This window comes from Streptomyces sp. Rer75, from assembly GCF_013414305.1.
Classification (GTDB): Bacteria; Actinomycetota; Actinomycetes; order Streptomycetales; family Streptomycetaceae; genus Streptomyces; species Streptomyces himastatinicus.
In genome coordinates this window covers 9,663,051-9,681,820 of sequence record NZ_CP058693.1, presented here as the reverse complement: position 1 = coordinate 9,681,820, position 18,770 = coordinate 9,663,051, and the positions used below count along the sequence as shown (strand labels likewise).

Sequence of the window (18,770 nt, the reverse complement as noted above, 5' to 3'; positions counted from 1 at the left end):
GTTGATGTGACATGACGGACGACGAGAAGCTCCGCAGCTACCTGAAGCGGGCGACCGCCGATCTGCGCCTGGCCAAACGGCAGTTGCGCGAGGCCGATGAGCGCGCCCGGGAGCCCATCGCCATCATCGGGATGGCCTGCCACTTCCCCGGTGACGTGGCCTCTCCGGAGGACCTGTGGCGGGTGGTGAGCGAGGGGGCGGACGTCATCTCGTCCTTTCCCGAGGACCGCGGCTGGGACCTGGACGGCCTCTACGACCCGGACCCCGAGCGCGCCGGGACGAGCAGCGCCCGGGAGGGTGGCTTCCTCCGCGATGTGGCCGATTTCGACGCCGACTTCTTCGGGATCAGCCCGCGCGAGGCCGCGGCGATGGACCCGCAGCAGCGACTGCTGCTGGAGACGGCGTGGGAGGCGTTCGAGCGCGCCGGTCTCGGCAGGGACGCGCTGAGCGGGAGCGACACCGGGGTGTTCGCGGGGGTGGACTCGTACCACTATCTGTCGCTCATCGGGCAGACGACCAGCGACGCGGCGGGCTATGTCGCCACCGGGAACCTCGGCAGCGTGGTGTCGGGCCGGGTGTCGTACTCCTTCGGGCTGGAGGGGCCCGCGGTGACGGTGGACACGGCGTGTTCGTCATCGCTGGTGGCGACGCACATGGCGGCGCAGGCGCTGCGGCAGGGCGAATGCACCCTCGCCCTGGCGGGCGGGGTGACGGTGATGGCGACACCGGGTGGCTTCACCGAGTTCTCCCGTCAGCGTGCGCTCTCGCCGGACGGGCGGTGCAAGGCGTTCGCGGCGGCCGCGGACGGCACCGGCTTCTCCGAGGGTGTCGGGCTGGTGCTGCTGGAGCGGCTGTCGGACGCGCGGCGCAACGGTCACCGGGTGCTGGCGGTGATCCGTGGCTCGGCGGTCAACCAGGACGGGGCGAGCAATGGCCTGACCGCGCCGAACGGGCCCTCGCAGCAGCGGGTGATCCGGCAGGCGCTCGCCAACGCCCGGCTGGCGCCCCGCGAGGTGGACGCGGTCGAGGCACACGGCACCGGTACGACGCTGGGCGACCCGATCGAGGCGCAGGCGCTGCTGGCCACGTACGGGCAGGACCGGCCGGACGGGCGGCCGCTGTGGCTCGGCTCCATCAAGTCGAACCTCGGACACACCCAGGCCGCCGCCGGGGTGGCCAGTGTCATCAAGATGGTGATGGCGATGCGGCACGAGCTGCTGCCCGCCTCGCTGCACATCGACGAACCGACCCCGCATGTGGACTGGACCGCCGGTGATGTGCGGCTGCTGACCGAACAGGTCGTCTGGGCGGCGGACGACCGTCCGCGCCGCGCGGGTGTGTCCTCCTTCGGAATCAGCGGCACCAACGCCCATCTGATCCTGGAGGAGGCGCCGAAGGAAGCGGAGCGGCCCGTCGCGCGGTCGGACACCGATGACGTCGGCGTCGTGCCGTGGGTGGTGTCGGGACACAGCGCCGCGGCGTTGCGGGGTCAGGCGCGGGCGCTGGCCGAGCGGGTGGCCGCCGACGCGGACGTATCGCCCGCCGAGGTGGGCTGGTCGCTCATCCGTACCCGGTCGGTGTTCGACCACCGCGCGGTGGTCGTGGGCGAGGACCGCGACGAGCTGACGGCGGGGCTCATGGCGCTGGCCGCCGGGGACACGCATCCCGGGGTGGTCGAGCCCGGCGGCCCGGCGGCCGCGGGTGGCCTCGGCGCGGGTGGCACGGGCCCGGTGCTGGTGTTCCCGGGGCAGGGTTCGCAGTGGGCCGGAATGGGCGCCGCGCTGCTGGACAGCTCACCGGTGTTCGCCGCCCGCGTCGCCGAGTGCGAACACGCCCTGACCCCCTACGTGGACTGGTCCCTCACCGACGTCCTGCGCGGCCACCCCGACGCCGCCGACCTCGGCCGCGTCGACGTCGTACAGCCAGTGCTGTGGGCCGTCATGGTGTCACTGGCCGCGGTGTGGGGCGAGTACGGCGTGGTCCCGGCCGCCGTGGTCGGACACAGTCAGGGAGAGATTGCCGCGGCCGTGGTGGCCGGTGCGCTGTCGCTGGACGAAGGCGCCCGAATCGTCGCGCTCCGCAGCCAGGCACTGCGCAAACTCGCGGGCGGCGGCGCGATGGCGTCCCTCGGCATGGGCCAGGACCAGGCCGAGCGCTTCCTGTCCGGTCTGGGCGAGCGCGCCGAGGGCGTGGGCGTGGCCGCCGTCAACGGGCCCGGATCCGTGGTGGTGTCCGGGCCACCCGAGCGCGTGGCGGATGCGGTGACGGCATGCCAGGACGCGGGCGGCCGAGCCCGGCTCATCGACGTCGACTACGCCTCCCACGGCCCCCAGGTCGACGAGATCGCCGACGAACTGACCGATGTCCTCGCCGGGGTCAAACCGGCGCGCTCCGGGGTGGCGTTCTACTCTGCCGTCACCGGTGGCCGGTTGGACACCGCCGAGCTGGACACCGCGTACTGGGTGACGAACCTGCGCGAGCAGGTGCGCTTCGCCGATGCCGTACGGGCCCTGCTGGACGACGGCCACCGCGTGTTCATCGAGGCCAGCACCCACCCCGTACTCACCGTCGGCATGCAGGAAACGTTCGAGGAAGCGGGCGTCGGGGCCGTCACGGTGCCCACGCTGCGCCGCGACCACGGCGGGACGGCGCAGCTGGCGCGGTCGGTGGCCCAGGCGTTCACCGCGGGCGTCGATGTCGACTGGTCCCGTTGGTTCCCGGCCGATCCGGCGCCCCGCGTCATCGACCTGCCGACGTACGCCTTCCAGCGCGAGCGCTACTGGATCGACGGCGCATCCGGGCCCGGTGGCGATCCGGCCGGTCTCGGGCTGGTGTCCGCGGGCCATCCGCTGTTGGGTGCGGCGGTGGAGTTGGCCGACGGCACCACGCGTCTGCTGACGGGTCGGCTGTCGGCGCGGACCCACCCGTGGCTCGGTGAGCACGTGGTGGCGGGCGCGGTGCTGGCACCGGGTGCGGTGCTGGTGGAATGGGCACTGCGGGCGGCCGACGAGGTGGGCTGCGGCGGTGTGGAGGAGCTGGCGCTACAGCGGCCGCTGGTGCTGCCCCCGTCCGGTGGGTTGCGGGTGCAGGTGGTGGTGGGGGCCGCGGCGGAGGACGGGCGGCGTGACGTGGCGGTGTACACGTGCCCCGAGGACACCGGGGGTCTCGGCGTGGACGGGGAGTGGGTGTGCCACGCCAGGGGTGTGCTGGCCCCGCCCGCCGACACCCCCGGGCAGGCGGAGGGGCTGGGTGGCGCCTGGCCTCCGGTGGGTGCGGAGCCGCTGGACGTCGAGGGGTTCTACGAGCAGGTGAGGGCGGCCGGTTACGGGTACGGACCGGCGTTCCAGGGCCTGACCGCCGCCTGGCGGCACGGCGCGGACGTCCTCGCCGAGGTGATCCTGCCCGATGCCGCCGGCGACCGTAGCGGGTTCGGGATCCACCCGGCCCTCCTGGACGCGGCGCTGCATCCGTCGCTGCTCATGGACCGGCCAGAGGGGCAGGAGGACGACGACCGGGTGCGGCTGCCGTTCGCGTGGAACGGCGTGTCCTTGTGGGCCTCCGAGGCGACCAGTGTGCGGGTGCGGCTGGCCCGCGACGAGGAGCGGCAGGCGCTGCGGATGACGGTGGCCGACGCGGTGGGTGCACCGGTGCTGACGGTGGACTCGCTGGTCACTCGCCCGGCCGGTGCGGACGGGTTGCGGGCGGCCGCGGCCGGGCGCGGGGTGGACGGGCTGTTCACTCTGGGCTGGTCCCCGCTGCCGGAGTCTGCCACCGCGCCACCGGCGCGGTCGGTGGTGGGTGACGGCGGATGGGTGGTGCTGGGCGAGGATCCGCTGGGCCTGGCGGTCTCGGTGGCGGAGGGCGGCGAGAAGGACGGCACGGACGAGGGCGTCGTGTGCTTCCCGGATCTGGAGGCGCTGGTCGCGGCGATCGACGCCGGTGCGCCCGCTCCTTCGGTCGTGCTGACGTCCTGCCATGCGTCCGGGGACGTCGCCGATGCCCGCGAGGGGTTGCGGGCGGTGGACGGGCTGCTGGGGCTGGTGCAGGGGTGGCTGGGGCGGGCCGCGCTGGCCGACGCCCGGCTGGTGGTGGTCACGCGCGGCGCGGTGGCCACGGCCGGTTCCGGTGAGAGCACCGTGGATCCGGTCGGGGCCGGGGCGTGGGGACTGATCCGCAGCGCCCAGTCGGAGAACCCCGAACGGTTCGTTCTGCTCGACCTCGATCCAGGGCTCGACCTCGATCCCGGTGCCGATAGCGGCATCGCCGCGGAGGCGGTCGTCCGCGCGGTGGATGTGCATGAACCGCAGGTGGCGGTGCGTACGGGACGCGTCCTGGTGCCCCGGCTGGGGCGGGCCGGAGCCGGTGGCGCGGCCCCGGCGGACACCGCCGGAACACCCGGTGCCGGTGCGGTCCTCGACCCGGACGGCACCGTGCTGATCACCGGCGGGACGGGCACGCTGGGCCGCCTGGTGGCCGAACACCTGGTGCGCACCTGGGGTGTCAAGCATCTGCTGCTCGTCAGCCGACGCGGCCCGGACGCCACCGGCGCCCCCGAACTGGTCGAGCGCCTGGGCGAGTTGGGCGCACAGGTACGGATCTCCGCCACGGATGTCACCGATCCGGCGGAGGTGGCGGACCTGGTCGCCGGGGTCGACCCGGCGCACCCGCTGACCGGTGTCGTCCACGCCGCCGGGGTGCTGGACGACGCCGTTCTCACCTCCCAGACGCCGGAGCTGCTGGCCCGGGTCTGGGACCCGAAGGCCACGGCCGCGGCACATCTGCACACGGCGACGGCGGAGCTGCCGCTGGCCCTGTTCGTGATGTTCTCCTCGACGGCGGCCACCCTGGGTTCGTCGGGGCAGTCCAACTACGCCGCGTCGAATGCGTTCTGCGATGCCCTGGCCGCCCACCGTCGCGCCCTGGGCCTGCCGGGAGTGTCGGTGGCCTGGGGCCTGTGGGCCGACGCCAGTGGCATGACCGGGCACCTGGACGAGGCGGACCGGGCCCGGATGGCGCGTTCGGGCATCGGGGCGATGTCCGGTGAGCGGGCGCTGGGGCTGCTGGACGCCGCCGTCCGGCACGGCGCGCCGCATCTCGTCGCCATCGACCTGGACGTACGGGCGCTGGCCGGGCAGCCCGCGCTCACCCTGCCCGCCCCGCTGCGGGCGCTCACCGGTGGCGGTCCGGCGCGGCGCACCGCCGCCACCGGCCGCGCGCACACCGACTGGGCCGACCACCTTGCCGTGCTTCCCCGGGAGGAGCAGCACCGGGTGCTGCTCAATCTGGTGCTCACGCACGCCGCGGCCGCGCTCGGCCACTCCGACCCCGGCCGGATTCCGGCCGAACGCGGCTTTCTGGACCTGGGCTTCGACTCGCTGACCGCGATCGAGCTGCGGAACAGGCTGACCGCCGTCACCGGGCTGCGGCTGGCCACCACGCTCATCTTCGACCAGCCCAACCCGGCCGCCCTCGCCGCGCATCTGCACACCGAGTTGGCGCCCGGGGACGTGGATCCGCTCACCCCCGCGCTGGGCGAGCTGGAGCGGATGGAGGGCACGCTGCTCGCCGTCGCCCGGGACGAGACGGCCTGGGACGCGCTGCGCACACGTCTGCGGAGCACGCTGTCGAAGCTGGACGCCCTGCACGGCGGCCCGGCCCCGGCGGAGGGCGCCGCGGAGAGCGCCGCGGTGAGCGGCCGCATCCAGGACGCCAGCACCGACGAGATCTTCCAGTTCATCGACCAGGACCTTGGCCGCGGTGACAGCAGTTGCGCGGAGAGCGACGGAGAGCACATGGGAGCACACGTTGATTGACGAACGAAGCCGGAAGAAGCTCATCCTCGAGCACAGCCGTCGGCTGAATGCCGCAGACGTGGACGGGCTGCTGGAGCTGTACGCGGACGACGTCACCTTCGAGGACCCGGTCGGCTCGGGTCAGCGGAGCGGGCGGGACGCGCTGCGGACACATTTCGAGGAGCTGGCCGCGGCGGGGATCGCCGAGGTCCCCGGCGAGCCGGTGGCGGGCCAGGACGGTGTGCATGTGCTGGTGCCCGTCACCGCCACCATGGGCTACCTCCCGAAGGGGCCGGGGTTCGCCGACCGCGGCTGGCTGACGGCGCCCGCCACTCCCGAGGACGCCCGCATCACCTGGGACTACGTGCTGATGATGCGCGCGGGGGCAGGTGGCCTCATTCAGGAGTTCCAGAAGTTCTGGGGGAGGTCCGACATTGGCATCCCGACGTGACGACCCGCGACCCGAGGACCCGCGACCGCGGAAGCGCACAGGAGGCGTTCATGGCCGATGAGGCGACCCTCAAGAAGATGGCGGTGGAGTACGCCCGGCGCATGAATGCCGGTGATGTGGAGGACGTACTCGCGCTGTTCTCGGATGACATCGTCTTCGAGGACCCGGTCGGGGCGCCGCCGCTGATCGGCAAGGAGGCGCTCCGCGAACACATCGCGTGGTCCATCGAATGCCGGGTGCACGAGACCCCGGGCCGCCCGGTCACCTCGATGGACGGCCGGCGGGCGGCGGTGCCGACCACGGTCACGGTCTACGCGCCGACGAAACTGACCTTCAGCATCATCGGTGTCATTGAGCTCGGTGATGACGGTCTGGTCCATCACGCCCAGGCGTTCTGGGGCATCACGGACACCAAAGTGGGTGATGGCCCCGAACTCACCGGCGTCGCACACTTCATGGCCGTCACCCAGAACCTCGCTCGGATGGTCCAGGCCAAGGGCAGCCCCAGTCCGATGTAAGTGGTGAAGGGACGAGAGCAGAACCATGACCGAACCGAAGCGCGGAATTGTCCTCGGCGGCGGCTGGGCGGGGATGTTGGCCGCCCATGTGCTCGCCCGCCATCTGGAGAGCGTGACCGTCGTGGAGCGCGATGTGCTGCCGGACGGGCCCCGCCACCGCAAGGGCTCGCCCCAGGCGCGCCACGTCCATGTGCTGTGGTCGAGTGGCGCCCGTATCGTCGACGCGCTGCTGCCGGGCACGATCGACCGGTTGCTCGGCGCGGGCGCCCGCCGGGTCGGGTTCCACGAGGACCTGGTGACGCTGACCTCGCACGGCTGGCAGCATCGCTTTCCGCCGCGGCAGTACGCCATCATGTGCACCCGGCCGTTCCTGGACTGGATCGTCCGCGACCAGATCCTGGCGGCCGGGCGGGTCTCCGTACGGTCCCGCGCCGAGATCCTCGACCTGGCCGGGGACGGCAAGCGGGTCGCCGGGGTGCGGGTGCGGGACATGGACACCGGGGCCCTCGAAACCCTGGAAGCGGATCTCGTGGTCGACGCCTCGGGGCGCGGCTCCCGGCTGCGGCACTGGCTGTCGTCGCTGGAACTGCCGCCGGTCGAGGAGGACATCGTCGACGCGGGCATCGCGTACGCCACCCGGGTGTTCCGGGCGCCGCCGGGCGCCACCGCCGGATTCCCCGCCGTCAACGTGGCCGCCGACCACCGGGTGCGCGAGCCCGGCCGCTTCGGGGTGGTCTATCCGCAGGAGGACGGCACCTGGATGGTGACCCTGTCCTGCACCCGTGGCGCCGGGCTGCCCACGCACGACGACGACTTCCTGCCGTACGCGCAGACGCTGCGCCATCCGCTCGTCGCCGACCTCATCACCCTGGCCGAGCCGCTGACGTCGGTGGCGGTGTCCCGTGTCGGCGCCAACCGCCGGCTGTATCCGGAACGGCTGGACACCTGGCCGGAGGGGCTGCTCGTCCTCGGGGACGCGCTGGCCGCGTTCAACCCGATCTACGGCCACGGGATGAGCGCCGCCGCGCGCAGTGCCGCCGCGCTCGACGCGGAGCTGGGGCGCTCCGGGTACGACCCGGTGCGGACCCGGCGGATGCAGCAGGCGGTCAGCGCCGTGGTGGACGACCCGTGGATCATGGCCGCGTCCAAGGACGTCGAGTACGTCAACTGCCGTACGGATGTGACGGATCCGCGGCTGACCGGTGGGGTGGTGGCGCGGCAGCGCTTCTCCGACCTCATCTCCGACCGGGCGATCCGCGCCTCCGCGGTGTGCGACGTGGTGACCGATGTGATCAGCCTGACCGCCCCGCAGTCAGAGCTGGCATCCAGCCGCTTCCTGTCGCTGATGCAGCAGGACCGGCCGCTGCCGGAACTCACCGCGCCGCCGCTGCGCCCCGAAGAACTCGCCCTGGTGGATCTGAATCCGCGCAGCACGGTGGCCGGGCGACTGTCATGACGAACGAGGAAAAACTCGTCGACTACCTCAAGTGGACCACGGCCGAGCTGCACGACGCCCGGCAGCAGCTGCGGGACCTGCGGTCGGAGCGGGGGGATCCGATCGCGCTCGTCGGCATGGCCTGCCGCTTTCCCGGCGGCGTCCGCACACCGGAGCAGCTGTGGGATCTGGTGGCCGGTGAACGGGACGCCATCTCCGGCCTTCCCACCGACCGCGGATGGGATCTGGAGCGGCTCCACCATCCCGGCCCGGGCCACCACGGCACCTCGTACCTCCGCGCGGGCGGCTTCCTCTACGACGCGGGCGCGTTCGACGCGGAGTTCTTCGACATCGGCCGCCGTGAGGCCGCGGCCATCGAACCGCAGCAGCGGATGCTGCTGGAGCTGGCCTGGGAGGCGACGGAGAGCGCGGGCATCGATCCGCAGACGCTGCGCGGCAGCTCCACCGGCGTGTACACGGGCGTGATGTACCACGACTACGCCGCACGGCTGAGCGAGATCCCGGAAGACCTGCTGGCACACGTGGGGAACGGCAGCGCCGGAAGCGTGGCGTCGGGCCGGATCGCCTTCACCCTGGGGTTGCGGGGCGCGGCCGTCACCCTGGACACGGCGTGTTCGTCGTCGCTGGTGGCGATGCATCTGGCCGCGCGGTCCCTGCGTCAGCGGGAGTGTGACCTGGCGTTGGCGGGCGGGGCGGCCCTGATGTACTCGCCGAGCGTGTTCCAGGTGGCCTCCGGTCAGCAGCAGCTCGCTCCCGACGCGCGGTGCAAGTCCTTCGCGGACGCGGCCGACGGCATGGTGTACGGGGAGGGCGCCGGTCTGGTGCTGCTGGAGCGGCTGTCCGACGCGCGGCGCCACGGCCACCAGGTGCTGGCGGTGCTCCGCGGTTCGGCGATCAACCAGGACGGCGCCAGTACGGGGATGGCGGCGCCGAACGGCCCGGCCCAGCAGCAGTTGATCCGGGACGCGCTGGCGAACGCCGGGCTGGCGGCGGCTGATGTGGACGCGGTGGAGGCGCACGGCACCGGTACCGCGTTCGGCGATTCCATCGAGGTGCAGGCGCTGCTGGCCACCTACGGTCAGGAGCGGCCGTCCGACCGGCCCCTGCTGCTGGGGTCGGTGAAGTCGAACATCGGGCACACCCAGGCCGCCGCCGGGCTGGCCGGTGTCGTCAAGATGGTGATGGCCCTGCGGCACGGGGTGCTGCCGCGCTCCCTGCACATCGACCGGCCCACCCGGCTGGTGGACTGGCGCAGGGGCGCGGTGCGGCTGCTGACGGAGCGTACGGCGTGGCCGGTGCGCGACGAATGCCCGCGGCGCGCCGGGGTGTCCTCCTTCAGCGCGAGCGGCACCAATGCCCATCTGATTCTGGAGCAGGCGCCCTCACCCGTTTCCGACGGTGGCGATGTGCCGCACGCCGGAGTGGTGCCCTGGGTGCTGTCCGCGCGTGGCGCGGCGGCGTTACGGGGCCAGGCGCGGGCTCTGGCCGCCCATGCGGGCCGGGATGCAGGTGTGTCACCGCGCGATGTGGGGTGGTCGCTGGTCACGACGCGGTCGGTGTTCGACCACCGGGCCGTCGTGGTCGGCGAGGGGCCGGACGAGCTGCGGGCGGGGCTGGAGGCGCTGGCGGCCGGTGAGCCGCATCCGGCCGTGGTCGGGCCGGGTTCGGTCCGTAGCGGCGGGGCGGCGGCCGCGCCGTGCGGGACGGTGTTCCTGTTCGGCGGCTTCGACGCCGTGGAAGGCTTCGCCGGCGGGGCGGGCCGCGAACTGTACGACCGCTTCCCGAGGTTCGCCGCCGCCTTCGACGAGGTGTGCGCGCTGCTGGGGGTGGCGGGGGAACGTCCGCCGCCGGACTCGGAAACCGGGCTGTTCGCGCTGCACATCGCGCTGGTCCGGCTGCTGGACGCGGCCGGGGTACGGCCCGATGCGGTGGCCGGTGCGGCAGGCGGTCCTTTCGCGGGTGAGATCGCCGCCGCGCATGTCGCCGGTGTCCTCGGCCTCTCCGACGCCTGCCGCCTCGTCTCGGCCGGACCCGGTGAACTCCCCCGGGCCATCGGCACGGTGTCCCTCCGCCGCCCGGCGGTCCCGGTCCTGGACGGCCTCACCGGACTGCCCGTGGACGAGCGGATCACCACGCCCGGCTACTGGTGTGACCGCGACACGGCCGAGCCGCGCCGCGAAGCGCCGAACCTCGGCGAGGCCGGTGTGGTCTGGCACCTGGGGTCCTGGTGTGGCCAGGCGGACGGGGCGGCGCAGCTGGTGCTGTCGCCGTTCGGTGGCGGGGCCGAGCGGTCCGAGGTGCGCGAGCTGACGTACGCGCTGGCGCGGCTGCACACCACGGACGCTGCGGTCGACTGGCGCGCCCTCTTCGACGGCGCCGCACCACCGCGTACCGTCCCGCTGCCCACCTACGCCTTCCAACGGCAGCGGTTCTGGCTGGACGACCAGAAGACGGATGCGGCGCCGGTGACCGAGACATGGGTGGACACCGAGTTCTGGGACGCCGTGGAGCACGCGGACGTGGCGGCTCTCACCCGGACCCTCGACGTCCCCGCGGAGCGGCACGGCCTGCTGCGGGAGATCCTGCCCTCGCTGGCCGCCTGGCGGCGGCAGCGGCAGTGGCGCCACCGGATCGCCTGGCAGGCCATGACCGAGGTGGTGGCACCGAGGCTGTCCGGCACCTGGCTGGTCGCGTCGGCAGGCGGCCCGCCCGCCGACGCCGTTGTCGCCGCGCTGCGCGAACACGGCGCCGACGTCGTCGAACTCGGTCCGGAGGGGCCGTCGACCCGCGCCCTCGCCGAACGGATATCCGACGCCGCCACCGGGCGGTTCGTCGCCGGTGTGCTCTCGCTGTCGGCCGTGGAGCTGTCGACCCTGGACGAGACCCGGCCTCCGGCCGACGACGGCCGGAGCCCGGCGCTCGCCACGACCATCTCGCTGGTCGAGGCGGTGGAGCGGGCCGGGATCGAGGCCCCGGTGTGGGTGGCCACCCGCGGCGCGGTCGGTGTCGGTCGCGGGGATCCGGTGCTCCGCCCGGAGCAGGCCCAGCTCTGGGGCCTGGGCCGAGCCCTCGCGGTGGAACACCCGCGGTGCTGGGGCGGGTCGGTCGATCTGCCGGACCGGTTCGACGCGCGGGCCGGGCGGCGGCTGGCGGGTGTCCTGGCGGGCCTCCACGGCGAGGGCGAAGTGGCCGTACGCGCCGACTGCTGCTTCACGCCCCGCCTGGTGCGGGACGTACCCGGGCACGCCACCGCGGGGGGCCACCCGGCACACGGCACCGTGCCGGGTGGCTGGACGGCGCACGGCACGGTGCTGATCACAGGAGCGGCCACCGCCCTGGGCGCGCACACCGCCCGGTGGGTGGCGGGGGCGGGCGCGGACCGGCTGCTCCTCCTCGACACCACGGCCCCGGACGACGATCTGCTCGCCGAACTGGCCGCCTCGGGCCCACAGGTGTCCGTCGCCACCGTCGACCCGGCCGATCCGGACGCGCTCGCCGCCGCCGTGGCCGGTCTTCCGGCCGACGCGCCGCTGACGGCGGTACTGCATCTCGCGGTGCCGCCGCTCCATGAGGCCGGCCCACTGGACACCGCGCACATCGAGCGCACATGGCATGCGGCGGTGGCGGGGGCGCGGAACCTGTGCGCCCTCAGCCTGAAGAGCGACCTGTCGGCCTTTGTGCTCAGCTCCTCGGCCGTGGGTGTGCTGCCCGGCCCGGGGCTGGGCAACCAGGCTCCGGCCCATGCCTACCTGCATGCGCTCGCGCAGGATTGCCGGGCGCGGGGCGTCCCGGCGACCTCGGTGTGCTGGGGCGCCGTCGACGGCGTCGACACGGCCACCGGCGCCGTCGAGCGGCCACGGAGCCCGGGAACGTCCGCACTCTCCCCGCGATCGGCGGCCGCCCTGCTGCGGCAGGCGGTCGTGGAGGACGCGGTGTCCGTGGTCATCGCGGACATCGACGAAGCACACACCAGGCGGGAGAAACGATGAACGCATTCACCGCGGTCAATGGCAACACCCCCGGCGATTCCTCCGACCCCCAACCGAACGGATCCGCGATGCACACGGAACAGAGCGAGGCCCATCTCGACGGTGCGGCCCTGCACCAGGCGCTGGCCATCGCCACGGCGGAAGAGCGCGAGGATATCCTGCGGGAGACCGTACGGACGCAACTCGCCGACATCCTCTCCCCCACCCCGATCGACGACGACAGCAATTTCCTCGAAAACGGGCTCACCTCGCTGACCGCGCTCGAACTCACCCGCAAGCTGATGACGCTCACCGACGTGGAAATTCCCCTCGTCGCCATTCTCGAATATCCCACCCCCGCCCGGCTCGGCCACTATCTCGCCGAGGCGTACGCGGCGGTCAACAGCGGGGACGGCGCCACGGCATAGCGCGCCGCGATACGCCGACGCCGGGCGGGAGGGGATGAGCCCCCTCCCGCCCGGCGTCGGCGTTTCTCTCTCATCTCTCGCATTCTTAAGCGCCGCTAATGCGGGGGCACTTGGCCGCCGCAAATATCGAAGCGCTCGCGGATATCGGGCTAAAATTCCTCTATGGATCTTTCCGTGCCCGTAACCGACGATGTGAAATTGCATTTCCGACACCGGCCTGGAACCGCATCCCCCGTCTTCCTCCTGGTCCATGGCATGGCCTCGAACGCCCGGATGTGGGACGAGGTCGCCGACCACCTGGCCGCCGCGGGCCATTCGGTGTACGCGGCCGATCTGCGCGGCCACGGCGAGTCCGACACCCCGGAGAAGGGGTACGACACACCGACCGCCGTCGCGGACCTGGTGGCGGCCTGCGCCGCCCTCGGGCTGTCCGAGGTGGTGGTGGCCGGGCACTCCTACGGCGGCAACGTATCGGTGCGGCTGACCGCCGAGCATCCCGAACTGGTGGCGGGGCTGGCCCTGGTCGACGGCGGCTGGCTCGAACCCGCCAAGGCCTTCCCCTCGTGGGAGGCGTTCGCGGGCGCGCTGCGTCCGCCCGCGCTGGACGGCGCCACCGTGCAGAGCGTGAGCGACTACTTCCGGGACATCCACCCCGACTGGTCGCCGGCGGCGATCGAAGCGGCCGTGGCCACCATGCGGGAGAATCCGGACGGTTCGCTGTCCCGGCGTATGACCCTCGAACAGCACACGTCGATGCTGCGCAGCATCTGGGACGAGCCGCCGAGCCCCTGGTACCCGGCCATCTCGGTGCCCACCCTGCTGATGCCCGCCATCCCCAGGGGCGCGGACCCGCAGTGGGCGGACCGCATCCGCTCCCGCATCGAGGCCACCACGGCCACGCTGCGCGGTGCGGCCATGCGCGAATACCTGGACTCGGAGCACGATCTGCACGCCCAGCACCCGCGGCGGGTGGCGGAGGATCTGCTCGACCTGGCCCGTACCGTCCGGCAGGTCCGTGCCCTTCGATGACCGGCGGCACACGGCGAACCCCCCGTACGGCATCCCGTACGGGGGGTTCTTGGCGAAACCGGTTCCTTTGCGAACGGGTCCGGGCCCGGCCGCTCAGGTCCCCAGCTCGCGGTCGATGAGGGCGAACACCTCGTCTGCGGTGGCGGCGGCGAGATCCTGCTCGTCCGCCGGTTCCCCCTCCTCGTCCTCGGTGGCGGTGTACTTCCACAGGAGGCCCTGGAGACGGTTCACCAGTCCGGTGCGCCGCGGGTCTTCGGCCGCCATTCCGGCCAGCGCCGCCTCCAGCGCGTCGAGGTGTCCGAGCCCCGGGTGGGCGGTGGCGGACTCCTCCGGAGCGAGCTGGGCCAGCAGACAGCCCGCCAGTGTTTCCGGTGTCGGATAGTCGAAGACCACCGTCGTCGGCAGGCTCAGCCCGGTGGCCGTTCGCAGCCGGTTCCTGAGCTCGACCGCCGCGATCGAGTCGAAGCCCAGCTCCTTGAACGGCCTGCCCGGGTCGACCGCCTCCGGCGCCGGATAGTGCAGTACGGCGGCCACATGGCCGCGTACCAGGGCGAGCAGCCGTCCGGTCCGTTCGGCCTCGTCCAGCGCGGCCAGCTCCTCGCGCAGCGCCGCGGCGCCGTCCGGATCGTTCTCCCCTGCGGCGGGCTCCTGTGCGGCCTCGATGGCGTGGCGGGCTTCCGGCACCGTGTCGAACAGCCTGCTCGTCCGGGCGAGGGTGAACAGCGGCGCGAAGCGTTCCCAGGCGACATCGGCGATCGTCAGCTGCGGATCATCGTGGTCGAGCACCTGCCGCAGCGCGTTCAGCGCCCACCGTGGATCCAGGGGCGACAGTCCCTGCCGCCGGGAACGCTCGGTGTGCGGGGCCAGTGGCTGGGGCGTATCGCCGCCGTCCGACAGGTCCCAGAGCCCCCAGGCGATCGAGACCGTGGCCCGGCCCTCGGCCCGTCGGCGTTGCGCGAGCGCGTCAAGGTGGGCGGTTGCGGCGGCGTACGAGCCGTGGTCCTTGCTGCCCCATGCCGTCGCGACGGTGGAGCAGTAGATGACGGTGTCCTCGGGCCCGAGACCGCACGCCGCCTCAACGTCCGCTTCGGTGCAGGCGAGTTGAGCGGAGATCTCATCGGCCAGCCGCTCGGGGGTCAGCTCCGTCAGCGGTGCCAGCGCACCGGAGGTCGCGGTGTGGACGACCGTCCCGATCCGTCCGCCCTCCGACACCAGCCGTTCGACGGTACGGAGGACACCCGCCCGGTCGCCGGGCGCGCAGTCCACGATCATCAGCTCGGCACCGAGCGCGTCCAGCTCGGCCTTCAGCGCGGCGTTTTCGTCTCCGTCCTGATGGCCCAGCAGTATGACGCGCTTCGCACCATTGTCGGCCGCCCATCGGGCGATGTGGGCCGCGGGGCCGGTGGTGTCGCCGGTGATGAGCACGGCGCCGTGCGGCGTCCAGGTCCGCGGGGGCGCAACGCCGCCGACCGGGGCGGGGGCCAGCCGTCGCCCGTACGCCCCCGAGGCGCGCAGCGCCACCTGGTCCTCGCCGGACGCCCCGGTGAGCACGGCACGCAGCCGGTCCGGGTCCACCGCGTCGGGACTGGGCGGGAGGTCGAGCAATCCGCCCCACAGGGTGGGGTGTTCGAGCGCGGCGACCCGGCCGAGCCCCCAGAGCTGGGCCTGTGACGGCACGGCCACCGGATCGGTGTCGCCGACGGACACCGCCCCGCGGGTGGCGCACCACAGGGGCGCCGTGACGCCTCCGTCCACCAGCGCCTGGAGCAGGGTGAGCGTGCCGGTCAGGCCGGTGGCCACGCCATGGGGCCGGGGCTGTGCGGACGTGTCGAGCGCCAGCAGGGACAGGACACCGGCCGGTGGCGTCGCATCGGCGTACCGCTCGTGCAGCAGCTTCGTGAGCCGCGCCCGGTCGGTGTCCTCGGCGACGGTCAGCTCGTCCACCTGTCCGCCGCCCGCGCCGAGCGCCCGGACGCAGGCGCTCACCCAGTCGTGCGCGCCGTCGGCCGGGCGGACGACGAGCCAGGTGTGCGCGCCGTCCTCCGGACTGTTGTCGGTGAGGGGCTGCCACTGGATCCGGTAGCGCCAGGAGTCCACGGCGGATCGCTCACGCCGCTCGCGCCGCCACGCGGAGAGCACCGGCAGCACCGTGCCCCATGAGGACAGCGCGCCATGGCCGTCGGGGAGCCGCAGCGTGTCGGAGAGCGCCCGCAGATCCTCACCGTCGACCGCGGCCCAGAACCGCTCCTCGTCCTCGTCCGCCCTCGGTGCCACGCCGGACGGCACCGAGTCGGGCAGCCAGTACCGCTCCCGCTGGAAGGCGTACGTGGGCAGGTCGACGGCGCGCGGGGCCGCCGGTCCTGTCGGATGGAAGGTGGTCCAGTCCACGCCGACCCCGGCGGTGAACGCCTGGGCGAGGGACTGGATCAGCTGCGCCGTGCCACCGTGGTCACGGCGCAGCGTGGGCACCGTGACGGCCTCGACGCCCGTGTACTCGAACGTCTCCTGCATGCCGACGGTCAGCACGGGGTGGGTACTGCTCTCGATGAACGCCCGGTGGCCATCGGTCAGCAGCGCCTCGACGGCGTCGGCGAACCGTACGGGCTCCCGCAGGTTCGTCACCCAGTAGCCGCTGTCCAGGGTGGTGGTGTCGATCCGTCCGCCGGTGACCGTGGAGTAGAACGCCACCTTCGACGCGCTCGGCCGGATTCCGGCCAGAACCTCGGTCAGTTCCCCGGTGATCTCGTCGATCTGCGGGCCGTGCGAGGCGTAGTCCACGTCGATCAGGCGCGCCCGCCCGCCCATTTCCCGGCAGGCGGCCACCGCGTCGGCCACCTGTGCCGGAGGCCCCGAAATCACGGTGGAGGAAGGGCCGTTGACGGCCGCCACCCCGACCTCGGCGGCCCGGTCGCCGAGCCCGGCCAGCAGCTTGCCCGCCTGCTCCCGGCCCAGCCCGAGGGACGCCATCGCCCCGCCGCCCGCCAGCCTGCGCAGCGCCCGGCTGCGCAGCGCCACGACCTTGGCGCCGTCCTCCAGGGACAGCGCCCCCGCCACCACGGCCGCCGCGATCTCGCCCTGGCTGTGGCCGACGACCGCGGCGGGCGTGACCCCGTGTCCGGCCCAGACCGCCGCCAGGGAGACCATCACGGCCCAGAGCACGGGCTGCACCACATCCACCCGGCTCGTCTCGGCCGCGCCCTCCGCGCCGCGCAGGACGTCGGTGAGCGACCAGTCCACGTACGGCGACAGCGCCCGCTCACACTCCGCCACGCGCGCCGCGAACACCGGTGAGGCGTCGAGCAGCCCGGCCCCCATGCCCGCCCACTGCGAGCCCTGTCCCGGAAACACCAGCACCGGCCCCGGCTCGCCCGCCGCGGCGGCGACACCGGGGTGGACGACGCCCGGGTGCGCTTCCCCGGCGGCCAGTGCCTCGACGGCCGCCAGCAGCGCGCCCCGGTCCTCGCCGAGGACCACGGCGCGGTGGTCGAACAGCGACCGTGTGGTGACGAGCGACCAGCCCACATCGGCCACGGGTAGCAGCGGGTCCTCCGCCACCCGTGCCGCCAGCGCCGCCGCCTGTCCCCGCAGGGCGCGTTGGCTGCGGGCGGAGAGCACCCACGCGATGACGTCGGCGGTCGCGCCCGGTGCGTTCTCTGCGTTCTCCGCAGTGGCCTCGGCGGCCTCGGACGGCTCTGCGTTCTCAGGTGGCTCTGCGCTCTCGGGCGGCTCGGGCGCCTGCTCCAGGATCAGATGGGCATTGGTGCCGCTGATGCCGAAGGAGGACACTCCCGCGCGGCGCGGACGGTCGCCCGTCGGCCATGCCACGGGTGCGGTCAGCAGCCGTACGCCCCCGCCCTCCCAGTCCACGTGCGGCGTTGGCTCGTCGATGTGCAGCGTGACCGGCAGCGTCTCCTTCCGGAGAGCCATCACCATCTTGATCACTCCGGCCACGCCCGCCGCGGCCTGGGCGTGACCGATGTTCGACTTGAGGGAGCCCAGCCACAGGGGCCGGTCGTCCGGCCGGTCCCGGCCGTACGTGGCCAACAGCGCGTGCGCCTCGATCGGGTCACCGAGGGAGGTCCCCGTGCCGTGTGCCTCCACCGCGTCCACCTGGTCGGCGGCGAGCCGGGCGTTGGTCAGCGCGTGCCGGATCACCCGCTCCTGCGACACGTCATTGGGCGCGGTCAGGCCGTTGCTGGCGCCGTCCTGGTTGACGGCCGAACCCCGGATCACCGCCAGGACCCGGTGACCGTGGCGGCGTGCGTCCGACAGCCGCTCCAGCAGTACCAGCCCGACGCCCTCGGAGAAGCCGGTGCCGTCGGCGGCCGCGGCGAAGGACTTGCAGCGCCCGTCCGGAGCCAGCCCGCGCTGCCGGGAGAATTCGGCGAACGCGGTCGGGGTCGTGAGCGCGGTGACCCCGCCCGCGAGCGCCAGTTCGCATTCCCCCTGGCGCAGCGCCTGGCAGGCCAGGTGCATCGCCACCAGGGACGACGAACACGCGGTGTCCACCGTCACGGCCGGACCTTCGAGCCCGAAGGTGTACGCCACCCGGCCGGACACCACGCTGGTGAGGCTGCCGGTGGTGGCGTACCCCTCGAAGCCCTCGGGGACCCGGGGCATCCGGGACAGGTAGTCCTGGCTGGACACCCCGGCGTACACACCGGTCGGGCTGCCCTTCAGCGACGCGGGGTCGATGCCCGCCCGTTCCAGCAGTTCCCAGGACACTTCCAGCAGCAGCCGCTGCTGCGGATCCATCGCCAGCGCCTCGCGCGGGCTGATGCCGAAGAACTCGGCATCGAAGCGGTCGGCCTCGCGCAGGAATCCACCGTGCCGGACATAGCTGGTGCCGGGGTGGTCGGGATCCGGGTGGTACAGGCCCTCCAGGTCCCAGCCGCGGTCGGTGGGGAACTCCTCGATTCCGTCCCCGCCCGAGGACACCAGCTCCCATAACTCCTCGGGCGAGCCCACCCCGCCGGGGTAGCGGCAGGCCATGCTCACCACGGCCACCGGTTCCTGGGACCGCTCCTCCAGGTCCCGTACGCGCTGACGGGCCTGCCCCAGATCCACCGTGACCCGCTTCAGGTATTGGCGGAGCTTCTCTTCCGTACCCGACATCAGTCCTCACTCA

At 73.2% G+C, this 18,770-nt stretch carries 8 protein-coding genes; 7 read left to right on the top strand and 1 reads right to left on the bottom strand.

Going from position 1 to position 18,770, the window contains the following annotated elements; genetic code table 11:
• Positions 1 to 11 precede the first annotated feature (11 nt).
• The 7 genes from HYQ63_RS40890 to HYQ63_RS40860 all read left to right on the top strand — a co-directional run bounded on the left by HYQ63_RS40890 (position 12) and on the right by HYQ63_RS40860 (position 13,642).
• Positions 12 to 5,813 carry a type I polyketide synthase gene (locus tag HYQ63_RS40890; RefSeq protein WP_179939095.1) on the top strand — a complete coding sequence of 1,934 codons (5,802 nt, stop codon included), beginning with the start codon at positions 12 to 14 and terminating at the stop codon, positions 5,811 to 5,813.
• On the top strand, positions 5,806 to 6,243 hold the full coding sequence (locus HYQ63_RS40885; RefSeq protein ID WP_179939094.1) for a nuclear transport factor 2 family protein: 438 nt from the start codon (positions 5,806 to 5,808) through the stop codon (positions 6,241 to 6,243). The genes HYQ63_RS40890 and HYQ63_RS40885 overlap by 8 nt, the downstream gene beginning before the upstream one ends.
• Positions 6,244 to 6,293: 50 nt before the next feature.
• Positions 6,294 to 6,761 (top strand): nuclear transport factor 2 family protein, encoded by a 468-nt coding sequence (locus tag HYQ63_RS40880; RefSeq protein WP_179939093.1) that lies wholly within the window; start codon positions 6,294 to 6,296, stop codon positions 6,759 to 6,761.
• A 25-nt stretch (positions 6,762 to 6,786) separates the two neighbouring features.
• The gene (locus HYQ63_RS40875) at positions 6,787 to 8,217 is read left to right on the top strand and encodes an NAD(P)/FAD-dependent oxidoreductase (protein ID WP_179939092.1); all 1,431 of its coding nucleotides are present in this window, start codon (positions 6,787 to 6,789) and stop codon (positions 8,215 to 8,217) included.
• Positions 8,214 to 12,206: a type I polyketide synthase gene (locus HYQ63_RS40870; protein WP_179939091.1), complete on the top strand. Its 3,993-nt coding sequence runs from the start codon at positions 8,214 to 8,216 to the stop codon at positions 12,204 to 12,206. The genes HYQ63_RS40875 and HYQ63_RS40870 overlap by 4 nt, the downstream gene beginning before the upstream one ends.
• The gene (locus tag HYQ63_RS40865) at positions 12,203 to 12,613 is read left to right on the top strand and encodes an acyl carrier protein (protein WP_257232481.1); all 411 of its coding nucleotides are present in this window, start codon (positions 12,203 to 12,205) and stop codon (positions 12,611 to 12,613) included. Before HYQ63_RS40870 ends, HYQ63_RS40865 begins: the two co-directional genes overlap by 4 nt.
• Before the next feature lie 162 nt (positions 12,614 to 12,775).
• Positions 12,776 to 13,642, top strand: a complete 867-nt coding sequence (locus tag HYQ63_RS40860) for an alpha/beta fold hydrolase (protein WP_179939090.1) — start codon at positions 12,776 to 12,778, stop codon at positions 13,640 to 13,642.
• Positions 13,643 to 13,735: 93 nt separating this feature from the next.
• Here HYQ63_RS40860 and HYQ63_RS40855 read toward each other — a convergent pair whose 3' ends face one another.
• Positions 13,736 to 18,757, bottom strand: coding sequence for a type I polyketide synthase (locus HYQ63_RS40855; protein ID WP_179939089.1), 5,022 nt, complete (start codon positions 18,755 to 18,757; stop codon positions 13,736 to 13,738).
• Positions 18,758 to 18,770 lie beyond the last annotated feature (13 nt).

What these genes read in the sequence shown, in the direction of transcription:
- HYQ63_RS40890 (WP_179939095.1), top strand. Translation starts at nt 12, where the DNA reads ATGACGGACGACGAGAAGCTCCGCAGCTACCTGAAGCGGGCGACCGCC.
- HYQ63_RS40880 (WP_179939093.1), top strand. Translation starts at nt 6,294, where the DNA reads ATGGCCGATGAGGCGACCCTCAAGAAGATGGCGGTGGAGTACGCCCGG.
- HYQ63_RS40875 (WP_179939092.1), top strand. Translation starts at nt 6,787, where the DNA reads ATGACCGAACCGAAGCGCGGAATTGTCCTCGGCGGCGGCTGGGCGGGG.
- HYQ63_RS40870 (WP_179939091.1), top strand. Translation starts at nt 8,214, where the DNA reads ATGACGAACGAGGAAAAACTCGTCGACTACCTCAAGTGGACCACGGCC.
- HYQ63_RS40865 (WP_257232481.1), top strand. Translation starts at nt 12,203, where the DNA reads ATGAACGCATTCACCGCGGTCAATGGCAACACCCCCGGCGATTCCTCC.
- HYQ63_RS40860 (WP_179939090.1), top strand. Translation starts at nt 12,776, where the DNA reads ATGGATCTTTCCGTGCCCGTAACCGACGATGTGAAATTGCATTTCCGA.
- HYQ63_RS40855 (WP_179939089.1), bottom strand. Translation starts at nt 18,757, where the DNA reads ATGTCGGGTACGGAAGAGAAGCTCCGCCAATACCTGAAGCGGGTCACG.